Below are 13,063 nucleotides of genomic sequence, written 5' to 3'. Positions count from 1 at the left end.
GATGAAACAATTACTTGAATTTATTCCACTTATTCTATTTTTTGCGGTATACAAATTATATGGTGTGCAACAAGCGGCAATTACATTAGTGATTGCAACCATTATTCAGTTGATTGCGTTACAAGTATTTTATAAAAAGATTGAAAAATCGCAATGGATTATGGGTGTTTTTGTTGTTTTCTTCGGAATTTTGACTGCTTATTTCAATGACTTAAATTTCTTGAAATGGAAAGTAACTATTATTAACGGTTTGTTTGCTACCGTACTCTTAATCAGCCAATTTGTTTTCAAAAAGCCGATTATTCAGATGTTATTAGGCAAAGAACTAAAATTGCCGGAACAAGTTTGGCATAATCTCAACTTAGGTTGGGCAGGCTTTTTTATTATCTGTATGTTGCTTAATATCGTAATTAGTCATTATTTTTCAGATGACGTATGGGCAACATTTAAAACTTTCGGATTTACAGGATTGAGTTTAGTCGCTGCGATTGCAACTGGGGTCTATCTCTATCCTCATCTTAAAAATGTGGAGAATACCAATGAGCAAAAATAAACCTTATGACAGAAATCCTAATGGTAAATTACTATTAAGAACGCTCGCAATGCCATCAGATACCAATGCTAACGGCGATATTTTCGGTGGTTGGATTATGTCACAAATGGACTTAGGCGGTGCTATCCTTGCAAAAGAATTGGCGAAAGGCAGAGTGGTGACTGTTACCGTAGATAAAATGGTTTTTCATATGCCGATTTCGGTCGGTGATGTGGTCTGTTGCTATGGTACTTTAGTTAAAGTCGGACGTTCATCGTTACAAGTTAAAGTTGAAGTATTTATTAAACAGGTTTATCAAGGTTCAAGAGAGCGTTTTCGTGTAACAGAAGCACTATTTACCTATGTTGCGGTTGATAAAGAAGGTAAATCTCGTGCGATTCCTCGTGAAAATAATCCTGAGCTTGATGAAGCGTTATCATTAATGGAACAGGCTTTAGCCTTTGAGGCAGAGCTTGTAAATCAGCAACCAACTGCATAGAGGTAAAAATGTATTACGTTATTTTTGCACAGGATAATCCAAATACTTTGGAAAAACGTATGGAAGTACGTCCAGCTCACTTAGCACGTTTAGAAAAACTGCAAGCTGAGGGGCGTTTATTAACGGCAGGCCCAACACCAACGGAAGATGGCACAAGTGTAACCGGTTCTACCGTGATTGCTGAATTTGACTCGTTAGCCGATGCTCAAGTTTGGGCTTCCGAAGATCCTTATGTTGAAGCCGGCGTTTATGGTGATGTAATCATCAAGCCATTTAAAAAAGTGTTTTAATTATATTTTCTCAATAGGCACAAGCGGTTTCGTTTGTGCCTTTTTCTCGTCCAATTTTTGAAGAGGCATCGTATGTTCGCTCAAACTGATCTTTCTGAACTGGTGAAGGAATCCGATATGCAAAATGCTGATAAGATCCGACCGCTTGCTATTGCGGTTGGGATGTCAAATTTTGTGCAACAAACACTAAAAAAGCAGCCGCAATTATTGCAAATGTGGCTAACGGAATATCCGTCTATCGCCAATGTCGGCAATTATGCAGAGCGTTTAGTCACTGTTTTAGTTTTGGTGCAAGATGAAGCCCAGTTAGCACAAGAATTACGTTTGTTTCGTCACCGTGAAATGGTAGCACTCAGTTTTCTGCAATCGAATAAACTTGCTAGCGTAGAATTTGTGTTTGAGCATTTATCCGATTTAGCGGAAGCATTAATTATTGCTGCAAGAGATTGGCTGTTTAAGCGTTGTTGTGAAGAATATGGTACGCCAATGAACTCGTTGGGCGAACAGCAAGAATTGCTGATTTTAGGCATGGGTAAATTAGGCGGACGAGAGCTAAATTTCTCCTCGGATATTGATTTGATTTTTACTTATCCGGATGCTGGCGAAACGGTAGGTGGTCGTAAACCGATTGAAAATAGCAAATTCTTTATTCGCTTAGGGCAGCGTTTAATTAAAGCATTAGATGAAATCACGTTAGACGGTTTTGTGTATCGTACCGATATGCGTTTACGTCCGTTTGGTGATAGTGGTGCTTTGGTACTTAGCTTTGCGGCAATGGAAGATTACTATCAGGAGCAAGGGCGAGATTGGGAACGCTATGCGATGATCAAAGCCAAAATTTTAGGCGAAGATCCGCAGAATATGAATCACCGCTATTTACGCCAAATGTTACGTCCGTTTATATATCGCCGTTATTTGGATTTTAGTGCGATTCAATCATTGCGTGAGATGAAGCAGAAAATCAGCCGAGAAGTGGTACGCCGTAATTTAACCGATAATATTAAATTAGGTGCTGGTGGGATTCGAGAAATTGAATTTATTGTGCAAACTTTCCAAATGGTGCGAGGTGGTCGGGATAAAATTCTACAAGAACGCAGTTTATTGCGTGTTCTGCCTCGTCTGACTGAATTGAAATTGCTCACCGAACAGCAAACTCAGCAATTATATGATGCTTATATTTTCCATCGTCAGGTCGAAAACGTATTGCAGGCGATTGATGATAAGCAAACGCAAACATTACCGGCTGATGAGCAAGACCGAGCAAGAATTATGTTTGCTAGCCAATCTTATTTGCAAAAAAATGCAGAAAATCAACCGCTTGTTGTTGAACATGATATTCATACTTGGCAAGATTTTTTACAGGTACTGGAACAACATCAGCAAAATGTGCGAGCGGTATTTAATCAAATTATCGGTGAAGAAGAGGACGATGAAGCATCACCGCTTAATGAAAAATTGGCGGTTTGGCAGGATATTTTACATTATCAAATCAGCGAAGAAGATTTAGCGGCAGTTTTGGTAGATTATCCAGTTAGTCAAAGTGATTACAACGATATTTTTAGACAGCTTTCCGACACGTTTCAGGATTGGGTAAAACGCCCGATTGGCATGCGTGGGCGAAATGTCTTACTAAAATTAATGCCAAAAATTTTAGATATGGTGTGTAGCCGAGAAGATTATTTGGTGGTATTGCCGCGTATGCTGAATATCATTGATAAAATTACTATGCGAACTACTTATTTGGAGCTTTTGCAAGAAAGAGAGCAAATCCTACCGCTTCTGATTACCTTGTGCAGTCAATCGATTATGATTGCTGAGCAAATCGCTCGTTACCCGATGTTGTTAGACGAATTGATTATCCAAAATAGTCTTACGCAGGTTATGGAATTAAATCAGTATAAAAGTGCATTAAATGACTATTTAATTCGGATTCCGGAAGATGATGAAGAGGCATTGATTGATGCCTTACGCCAGTTTAAGCAGAGCCAAATTTTGCATATTGCGGCAGCGGATATTTTAGGTGTCTTACCGGTAATGAAAATTAGCGATCACCTTACTTATTTGGCGGAAGCGATTATCGGTGCGGTAGTCAATATGGCGTGGAAATCATTGTCGTACCGTTTTGGTGTACCGAATCATTTAACGGATGCAGAACAAGGTTTTGCAGTAATTGCGTATGGGAAATTAGGCGGCATTGAACTGGGTTATAATTCGGATCTAGATTTAGTCTTTCTGCACAATGCACCACAAGAGAGTGAAACGACTGGAGTGAGAAAATCCATTTCAAGCCATCAGTTCTATTTGAAATTGGCACAAAAAATTAATTCGATTTTTAACTTAAATACGAGTGCCGGTGTGCTTTATGAAGTGGATATGCGTTTACGTCCATCCGGTGAGGCAGGGCTATTAGTCAGTACAGTAAATGCTTACGAGAGTTATCAGCAAAATGAAGCGTGGACTTGGGAATCACAAGCGTTAGTACGAACCCGTTGTGTTTATGGTTCACCCGAGCTAGTACAAACCTTTGAGCAAATTCGCCGAAAAACTTTGGCAATGCCTAGAATAAGCGGTCAATTACGCCGAGAAATTTGCGAAATGCGTTATAAAATGTATCAACATTTAAGTCATACGGATCAAACTCAGTTTGATTTGAAAAAAGATAAAGGTGGTATTACAGATATTGAATTTATCGCACAATGTTTGGTTTTGGAATATGCCCATCAGTATCCGCAAATAGCAACTTGGTCAGATAATGTTCGTATTTTTGATTCGGCGGTGGAATGCGGTATCTTGTCTTTCGCAGACGGTGAAAGATTGAAACATTGCTATACGGCGATTCGCAATCGTATTCACCATTTGAATTTATTGCGTAGTCCGAGTGTAGTGAGTGTAGATGAATTTGTTGAAGAGCGTGCTTTTGTAACACAAATTTGGCAACGAATTTTTGGATAAACACAGTAAGCGCTCGAAATTGCAGAAAATTTTGTCAATTTAACCTCTTGTTTTCCGTTATAATAAGGCAAATTTACCCATTCAAGGAGTTTGCAATGGAATATCAATTTACACATTCGATTCATGGCGTAGTCGCCAAATGTTCGATGGATCACGAAGCGTTTGCACGTTGGTTAAATACGGAAATAACGGAAAATCCTAAAGAGCTGAGTAATATTTTGGCTGAAATTGAGAAATGCCGAGCGGCTTATCCGAATCATTATGAATATGTGCTTGAAGGAAAAGAATATAGTCTATTTTTGGATTGTGATGAGGTTATGGTCAAAGCGAATAATTTAGATGATGCATTTGATGAAGAACAAATGGAAGATGGGTTTCAGTTCTATGACCAAGAAAGTATTGCTTTTTGTGGCTTAGAAGATTTTGAGCGGTTTTTGACGGCTTATCAAAAATTTAGTAAAACCTATCATTAATTCTTATTTATAAACGAAAGGGGCAACCATAACAGTTGCCCCTTTGTGTTATCTATTTAAAAGATTAACGTAAGAACTCAACAAACCAAGTAATTACCCCTAAGTTTAGTAAGTCTACGAAGAATGCACCAACTAATGGCACGATTAAGAATGCTTTATGTGACGGACCGAAAGTTTCTGTCACAGATTGCATATTGGCGACCGCAGTTGGAGTTGCACCTAAACCGAAACCACAGTGACCGGCAGTTAAAATGGCTGCATCATAATCTTTACCCATGACACGGAAAGTGACGAAGTAACCGTATATAATCATCACAATGGTTTGAACGAGTAAGATAATGAGTAATGGACCTGCTAATCCGGATAATTCCCATAATTTGATACTCATTAATGCCATTGCTAAGAATAAACTTAATGATGCGTTACCAAATACGTCAATGGCACGGTCGAACATATCAAATTTAAACACTTTAGTTAATACGTTACGTAATACCACACCGAAACCCAATGCCCAAACGAATTGCGGTAAACCTAAATCTGGGAAAGCGTTTGCCATTACTGATGAGAATGCTAAACACGCTGCAAATAATGCCATCGTTTCGATAGTTGAACTTGCTGTGATAAAGCGAATAGTATCTGCAGATTCAAAGGTATTATCATCGTATTGTTCTGCGGAAGTATCGACTTTTTTAGTTACCCCTTGTTTGCGATCTTTCTTCATTTTATTCACTAAACGGCGAGCAACCGGACCACCAATTAAACCACCGGCAACTAAACCGAAGGTCGCTGATGCCATCGCCATTTCCATAATACCGGTAATACCATACTGTTCAGAGAAAATTTTTGCCCATGCAGCACCTGTGCCATGACCACCGGTTAAAGTAATTGACCCCGTAATTAAACCGACTAACGGATCTAAGCCTAATACAGTTGCAAGCCCTACGCCGACACCGTTCTGAATAATAATAAATACACCAACAACGGCAAGGAAGACAACTAAAGGCATACCACCTTGTTTCAAACGAGAGAAATCGGCAGATAAACCAACAGATGAGAAGAATGCTAACATAAAGGCGTTTTGTAGGCTTTTTTCAAATTGGAAAGAAAGTCCCATCCAATGATATAAGCAAAGAATAACAACCGCTGCAACTAAACCGCCGGCTACTGCTTCCGGAATATTAAAGTCCTGCAGAAATTTGATTCTACTTACAAAAAAACGTCCGACTAAAAGTACGAGCGTTGCAGCAATCAATGTGTGGTAACCGTTCAGAATTATTGGTTCCATAGGTGCTCCTCTACTAAAATGTTAAATGAATGTTTAAAAAATGATGATTACCCGATACTAGAACAATAGAAATCATTTGTCAAAGGTATCTATAAATTAATTTATTATTCGAATTAAAAAAACTTATCAAATAAGTGAAAATTTTTTGAGGAAGATCATATTATTGGCTTGGTATTTGCCAATTTCTTGAATTAGTTCTCATTTTTTTGGAGTCGATTTTGCTAGAATTTAATAAGTAATTTTTATTGTTTGGAGGCAAAAATGAGTGATATAGCCATTATTGTCAGCTTATTATCATTAGTTGCAGTATTAGGTTTATGGATCGGGCACATCAAAATTAAAGGCGTGGGGCTTGGTATTGGTGGAGTATTATTCGGTGGAATAATCGTTTCGCATTGTACCGCGCTTTACGGTATTAAATTAGATGCACATACTTTACATTTTATCCAAGAATTTGGATTAATTCTGTTTGTGTATTCAATAGGTATTCAAGTCGGCCCGGGCTTTTTCGCATCATTACGCCAATCAGGATTAAAACTGAATGGGTTTGCCGTAATGATTGTCGCAATAAGTGGTGTACTGGTGGCATTAATTCATAAGTTATTTGATGTACCGTTACCGGTTATTTTAGGTATTTTTTCCGGTGCAGTCACTAATACACCGTCTTTAGGTGCTGGTCAACAAGTTCTAACTGAACTTGGCGGAGATAATATTACCGCAGTCATGGGGATGAGCTATGCAATTGCTTATCCGTTTGGGATTATTGGTATTTTACTTTCTATGTGGTTAATTCGGATCATATTTAAAGTGAATATTGATAAAGAAGCCAAAGAGTTTGACGAAAACCAAAACCAAAAGAAAGAGGGATTGGATACGCTTAATGTGCGTTTGACGAACCCTAACTTAGGTGGTTTAAAATTAAAAGAAATCCCTGATTTTGAATCACATACAGTAATTTATTCTCGTTTAAAACGTGAGGATGAATTAATTGTGCCGAATGTGGATACGGTATTAAAAGTAGGGGATGTATTGCATTTAGTTGGTGAAAAAGCCACGTTATCTAAAATGCAATTGATTTTAGGCGAAGAAGCGAATGTTTCTCTTTCCACTCGAGGTACTTGTTTCCGTTCAGAACGAGCAGTCGTAACCAACGAAAATGTATTCGGCAAAAAAATTCGTCATTTAATGCTCAAAGGTAAATATGAGGTGGTGATTTCTCGTTTAAACCGTGCTGGGGTGGAATTAGTACCAAATGGCGAAATGACCTTACAATTTGGTGACGTATTAAATTTAGTTGGTCATCAAGAAGATATTGAAACAGTCAGAGCGATTATTGGTGACGCACACCAGAAACTGCAACAAGTACAAATGTTACCGATCTTTGTTGGGATTGGTTTAGGGGTACTACTTGGTTCATTGCCGCTTTATATTCCGGGTTTCCCAGTCGCATTAAAATTAGGTTTAGCCGGTGGTCCGCTTGTTGTTGCGTTAGTCCTTGCTAGAATTGGTAGTATCGGTAAACTTTATTGGTTTATGCCACCAAGTGCCAACTTAGCATTGCGTGAGATCGGCATTGTTCTATTCCTCTCCGTTGTCGGCTTAAAAGCCGGAGCGAATTTCTTAGATACTCTACTTAGCCCCGAAGGGCTTTCATGGATGGGGTATGGTGCGATAATTACCTTTATTCCATTGATTGTGACCGGATTCGTGGCTCGTGTTTACGGCAAAATGAACTATTTATCATTATGCGGTTTATTATCCGGTGCGATGACCGATCCACCGGCATTAGCTTTTGCTAATGAAATTAAAGATGGTCACGGTGCGGCTGCACTTTCTTATGCAACAGTATATCCGCTTGTGATGTTCTTACGGATTATCTTACCTCAATTACTTGCTATTCTACTTTGGACGGCAAGTTAGGCTAATTAATTGAATAGCGGTCGGATTTAGTGAGATTTTTGCAAAATTCTCGATGAATCCGACCGCTATTTTTATTTCTTCTCTGTTCAGCAAATCAGATTCCTTGTAGAATAATCGTTTAATTTTTTATAGAAAAGAATAGATATTATGAGTCGCTCGAAAAAAACACGTCGTATTACCGACATTATGCCTGCTCGAAAAGCAGATAAAAAACCGGAACAGCCAAAATTAAGCGGCGGTAAAAACCGTAAACCTACCCGTTATGAACTTGACGCAAAAGCCCGAGAAGAAAAGAAAAAGCGTAAACATAAAGGCTTACCGACTGGTTCGCGTAATGTTGATCCGGCAGAGCAGAAAAAAACGGTAGTAAAAGAAGTAAAAGATCCTCGTATCGGTAGCCGTAAGAAAGTTCCTCTAATGGTAGAATTTGTAAATAAACCTGAAAAAGGACAAATCATTAAGCCAGTTGCAGTCGAAGAATATAAATCACATTTATCGCCGGAATTAGAGCTTGAACAATTAGAGAACAATGAGATCTTAAATCAATTATTAGATGAAATTGAAGCAGGTAAAACGTTATCGGCTAAAGATCAACAATTTGTTGATGAATGTTTAGATCGTATTGATGAGTTAATGACCGAATTAGGTATCCAAGATGAAGACGAAGATAATGGTGATGCATTACTCCGTCAATTTGAAACAATGGATATTAATCAGTTTAGATAATATGAATAAAAACGTATGATTCGATTTTTTCTCATTATTCTTGCGATATTAATTGTGCTTTCAATGGCTGGTTATGCTGTCTATTTATTATTTAAATTGCGTAAACAAAACGCTCAAAATAAAGCGTTATTAGAACAAGCAGAACAGGCAAAGAAAGCACGTTTTGAACGTATTATTGATAGTATTGATGTAATTGCTCGTGCGATGTTATCCGAACAATGTGATTTTTCGGAAGGCGTGCTTCGCTTAAAACCCTTACTCGATGTTTTGGGTAAACCGTTAAGTCAATATTCGGCAATGTGGGAACTGTATCAGATTGTGGAAAATATGCCGATTTTAGACGAGCGTAAGGCGTTGAAACGTAATGAGCGTATGAAGCAAGATCTGCTTCGACAATCAAAAGAAGTTGAATTGGAAGAGCAGATTAAAGCGGAATGTCAGCAATTATTGATTGATATTGAACATTTAAAACTCACATTATAGTGAGTGACATCATTTTTGAAGGAAAGCCAATGTCAGACATTATTTGGGATTTAGCCCTTATCCAAAAATATAACCAGTCCGGTCCTCGTTATACCTCTTATCCAACCGCATTAGAATTTAACGAAAGTTACAATGACGATGATTTTAAAGCGGCGGCGGCTCGTTATCCGAATCGTCCTCTATCACTTTATGTACATATCCCATTCTGCCATAAGTTATGTTATTTCTGTGCCTGTAATAAAATTATTACTCGTCATCGTCATAAAGTTGATATTTATTTGGATTATCTTGAAAAAGAAATTAAAACACGAGCTTCACTTTTCACAAATCGTACCGTAACCCAAATTCATTGGGGTGGTGGCACACCGACTTATTTGGATGAAGCTCAATCTGCACGTTTAATGGGAATGTTGCGTGAGCATTTTCATATTAGTGAAGAGGCGGAGATCAGTATTGAAATGGATCCGCGTGAAATTGAGCTGAATATGTTGGATCACCTTAAATCAATTGGTTTCAATCGCATTAGTATGGGGATTCAGGATTTCAATAAGGAAGTACAGAAATTAGTTAATCGTGAGCAAGACGAAGAATTTATTTTTGCCTTGATGAAACGTGCGAAAGAGCTTGGTTTTACTTCGACTAATATTGATTTAATTTACGGTTTGCCGAAACAAAACGTTGAAAGTTTTATGTATACGCTTGAGCGTGTAATTGAGCTTAATCCGGATCGTATGAGCGTGTTTAACTATGCGCATTTGCCGAGCCGTTTTGCTGCTCAAATTAAAATTAAAGACGATATGTTGCCAGCACCGGAAACTAAATTAACTATTTTGCAGAAAACCATCGAATTTTTAGGTAGTAACGGTTATAAATTTATTGGTATGGACCATTTTGCTAAACCGGATGATGAATTGGCAATTGCACAGCAACAAGGTGTATTACATCGTAATTTCCAAGGCTACACTACTCAGGAAGAATGTGATTTATTAGGTATGGGGGTGTCGGCAATTAGTTTACTTGGCGATACTTATGCACAAAACCATAAAGAATTACAACAATATTACGCAAATGTTGAAGAAGGCGGTATTGCGTTACATAAAGGCTTAGCGTTAAGCAAAGACGATTGTATTCGCCGTGATGTGATCAAAGCACTGATTTGTAACTTTAAGTTGGAATTTGACCGCTTGCAAGCTGAATATCACATTGATTTTAAACAGTATTTTGCTGAGGATTTAGCACTATTAGAACCATTGGCAAAAGACGGTTTATTAGAAATAAACGAAAACAGTATTGTTGTTTCGCCACGAGGACGTTTATTAATTCGTAATATTTGTTTGTGTTTTGACGTATATTCAAGACAGCTTGCAAAAAGACAACAATTTTCAAGAATTATTTAAGTAAAAGGTATAGTGATATATCTGGAAATCAACAAGGAACTATTATGAAAACTCGTTATAGTGTTCTTTCCGTTGCAATGATGACAGCATTCTATGCTCAGTATGCCCAAGCCGATTTGAGAGAACAATGCTTATTAGGTGTTCCTCATTTTCAAGGTGAAGAAGTTCAAGGCGATCAAACGATGATGCCGATTGAGATTGAAGCGGATAGTGCGGTAATTAATCAGCCGAAAGATGCTACCTATACTGGAGATGTGAGCGTTAAGCAAGGCAATCGTTCGATTCTTGCCGATGAAGTAAGGATTGAACAAAGTGCCGGAAAAGCACAGATGGCGTTTTTGAAAGGGAATTATCAATATCAGGATAATCTTATTCAAGCGAAAGGTCGTGATGCTTCAATGAATATAGCCGCTGATACAGCTGATTTACAGAATACCGAATTTCAATTAGTTGGTCGTCAAGGACGAGGTACAGCTGAAAGCGGTTCATTTAGTAAAAATAAACGTATCTTAAAAAATGCGACATTTACCGCTTGTTTGCCTAATGATGATTCTTGGGCGATTGAAGGTAACGAAATGATTCAGCATATTGATGAGGAATATGCTGAAATTTGGCACGCACGCTTTAAAGTATTAGGTATGCCGGTGTTTTATTCGCCTTACTTACAATTTCCAATCGGCGATCGTCGTCGTTCAGGTTTGTTGATTCCAAATTTCAGTCGTTCGAGTAAAAATGGTTTTACTTATTCGCAACCATTTTATTGGAACATTGCACCAAATATGGATGCAACGATGACACCAACCTATTATTCTCGTCGCGGCTGGCAAATTAGTCCCGAATTTCGTTATTTAACGCATTTGGGCGAAGGGCTTATTGCAAGTGAATATATGGGTAAAGATCGTTTAGACGAATATAAAACGGATGATAATGATCGTAAGCGTTATTTGATGCACTGGCGTCATAATATGAGTTTCTTAACCGATTGGCGTTTATTTGTGGACTATACTAAAGTCAGCGACAAACGTTATTTCTCTGATTTTGATTCGGAATACGGTAGTAGTACCGATGGCTATGCAACGCAACAATTTAAATTAGGTTATTATCAACCAAACTATAATTTATCGATTTCCGGTAAGAAATTCCAAACTTTCGATGATTTGGATATCGGTCCATACCGTGTCTTACCGCAAATTGATTTTAATTACTACAAGGATGATTTAGTTAAAGGTGGGAATTTTAAACTCTTTGCTCAAACGGCTCGTTTTGAAAATGACAGTAAACTTATGCCGAAAGCGTGGCGTTTTCATATTGAACCAACACTAAATTTCCCATTTGCAAATCGCTATGGCAGTTTAAATGTCGAAACAAAACTTTATGCAACGCATTATATTCAAGAGAAAGGCAGTAGTAATCAAGCCGAGAATGTTGATAAAAATGTGAGCCGTGTGATTCCTCAGCTTAAAATTGATCTTCAAACGGTATTAGAGGCGGATAAGCAATTATTTAAAGGTTTTAATCAAACCTTTGAACCTCACGTACAATACGTTTATCGTCCATATAAAGACCAGAGTAATATCGGTTCAAGTTTAAATCGAAGTGTGAGTTTCGGTTATGATTCGACATTATTACAACAGGACTTCTATAGTTTCTTTAATGATCGTGCATTTAGCGGTTTAGATCGTATTTCATCTGCAAATCGCTTAACAGCTGGCGGTACGACTCGTTTCTATAGCGACAAAACCGGTGAAGAGGTATTCAATTTTAGTGGTGGTCAAATGTATTATTTGAGTCCATCTAAAATTTCAGATGATTTCCGAACTACCGGACGTTCATCCTCTTGGGCATTGGAGTCTAACTGGAAATTCCATCCTAAATGGAATTGGCACGGTGCTTATCAATATGATACACGTTTAAACCAAACGTCATTAGCGAATACATCGTTACAATATAAACCGAGTCAGGATAAACTGGTTCAACTAAATTATCGTTTTGCAAGTAAGGCTTATATTAATCAGAATCTACGTAGCAATAGATATGGTCAAGATATTAAACAAGTCGGTGCGGTTGTTGGTTGGGAGTTAACCGATAAAATCGCATTTATGGCAAGTCATTATCGTGATCTTGCTCTGAGAAAACCGGTAGAAACGCAGTTCTCAATGAATTATAACACCTGTTGTTGGAGTGCCAATATCTATGTAGCACGTAAACTCACGACTACACCAATCGGAGCGGCTGATACGATCAGAGATTTATACTACGACAATAAATTTGGTGTGAATTTTGAATTACGCTTCGGTACGAATTACAGTAGTGGCGTACGTAAGATGCTGAAAAAAGGTTTAATTCCTTATACGGAACAATATGGAATTAACTAGTTAATTCAAACTAAAAAAGCGAGAGAAATCTCGCTTTTTTTATGGATGTGACTTAAAGCATGCGGTCTATTTCTCTTTATGTTTTGCAATTCAATTAGAACGGAGGAGAAGAATTTGCAAAGATATTAGAA

General features: G+C 37.9%; 11 protein-coding genes. 10 read left to right on the top strand and 1 reads right to left on the bottom strand.

What is annotated here, in order from left to right; translation table 11 throughout:
- Position 1: 1 nt before the first annotated feature.
- From NYR60_RS03640 to NYR60_RS03620, 5 genes are all read left to right on the top strand, one after another.
- A complete protein-coding gene (locus NYR60_RS03640; protein ID WP_279467787.1) occupies positions 2-553 on the top strand; it encodes a septation protein A in 552 nt (183 codons plus the stop codon).
- Positions 540-1,031, top strand: coding sequence for an acyl-CoA thioester hydrolase YciA (yciA, locus tag NYR60_RS03635; RefSeq protein ID WP_279467786.1), 492 nt, complete (start codon positions 540-542; stop codon positions 1,029-1,031). The genes NYR60_RS03640 and yciA overlap by 14 nt, the downstream gene beginning before the upstream one ends.
- Positions 1,032-1,039: 8 nt before the next feature.
- The gene (locus NYR60_RS03630) at positions 1,040-1,321 is read left to right on the top strand and encodes a YciI family protein (RefSeq protein WP_279467785.1); all 282 of its coding nucleotides are present in this window, start codon (positions 1,040-1,042) and stop codon (positions 1,319-1,321) included.
- A gap of 72 nt (positions 1,322-1,393) precedes the next feature.
- Complete coding sequence (gene glnE / locus NYR60_RS03625; RefSeq protein WP_279467784.1) at positions 1,394-4,273, top strand: bifunctional [glutamate--ammonia ligase]-adenylyl-L-tyrosine phosphorylase/[glutamate--ammonia-ligase] adenylyltransferase; 2,880 nt, start codon at positions 1,394-1,396, stop codon at positions 4,271-4,273.
- A 95-nt stretch (positions 4,274-4,368) separates the two neighbouring features.
- Entirely contained in the window at positions 4,369-4,746 is a 378-nt protein-coding gene (locus NYR60_RS03620; protein ID WP_279467783.1) for a YacL family protein, read from the top strand.
- Between the two features lie 64 nt (positions 4,747-4,810).
- Here NYR60_RS03620 and gltS read toward each other — a convergent pair whose 3' ends face one another.
- Positions 4,811-6,031, bottom strand: a complete 1,221-nt coding sequence (gene gltS / locus NYR60_RS03615) for a sodium/glutamate symporter (RefSeq protein ID WP_279467782.1) — start codon at positions 6,029-6,031, stop codon at positions 4,811-4,813.
- Positions 6,032-6,292: 261 nt separating this feature from the next.
- On the opposite strand from gltS, the gene NYR60_RS03610 reads away from it, so the two are divergent.
- From NYR60_RS03610 to lptD, 5 genes are all read left to right on the top strand, one after another.
- Positions 6,293-7,951, top strand: coding sequence for a putative transporter (locus NYR60_RS03610; RefSeq protein WP_279467781.1), 1,659 nt, complete (start codon positions 6,293-6,295; stop codon positions 7,949-7,951).
- Positions 7,952-8,098: 147 nt separating this feature from the next.
- A complete protein-coding gene (gene yihI, locus NYR60_RS03605; protein WP_279446616.1) occupies positions 8,099-8,677 on the top strand; it encodes a Der GTPase-activating protein YihI in 579 nt (192 codons plus the stop codon).
- Between the two features lie 15 nt (positions 8,678-8,692).
- Entirely contained in the window at positions 8,693-9,160 is a 468-nt protein-coding gene (locus NYR60_RS03600; RefSeq protein ID WP_279467780.1) for a DUF2489 domain-containing protein, read from the top strand.
- 29 nt (positions 9,161-9,189) lie between these two features.
- Positions 9,190-10,557 carry an oxygen-independent coproporphyrinogen III oxidase gene (gene hemN, locus NYR60_RS03595; RefSeq protein WP_279467779.1) on the top strand — a complete coding sequence of 456 codons (1,368 nt, stop codon included), beginning with the start codon at positions 9,190-9,192 and terminating at the stop codon, positions 10,555-10,557.
- A gap of 44 nt (positions 10,558-10,601) precedes the next feature.
- On the top strand, positions 10,602-12,932 hold the full coding sequence (gene lptD / locus NYR60_RS03590; RefSeq protein ID WP_279467778.1) for an LPS assembly protein LptD: 2,331 nt from the start codon (positions 10,602-10,604) through the stop codon (positions 12,930-12,932).
- Positions 12,933-13,063 lie beyond the last annotated feature (131 nt).

The sequence above is a fragment of the Actinobacillus genomosp. 2 genome, assembly GCF_029773605.1.
Lineage (GTDB): Bacteria > Pseudomonadota > Gammaproteobacteria > Enterobacterales > Pasteurellaceae > Actinobacillus.
This window is presented reverse-complemented; position numbering and strand designations above follow the sequence as displayed.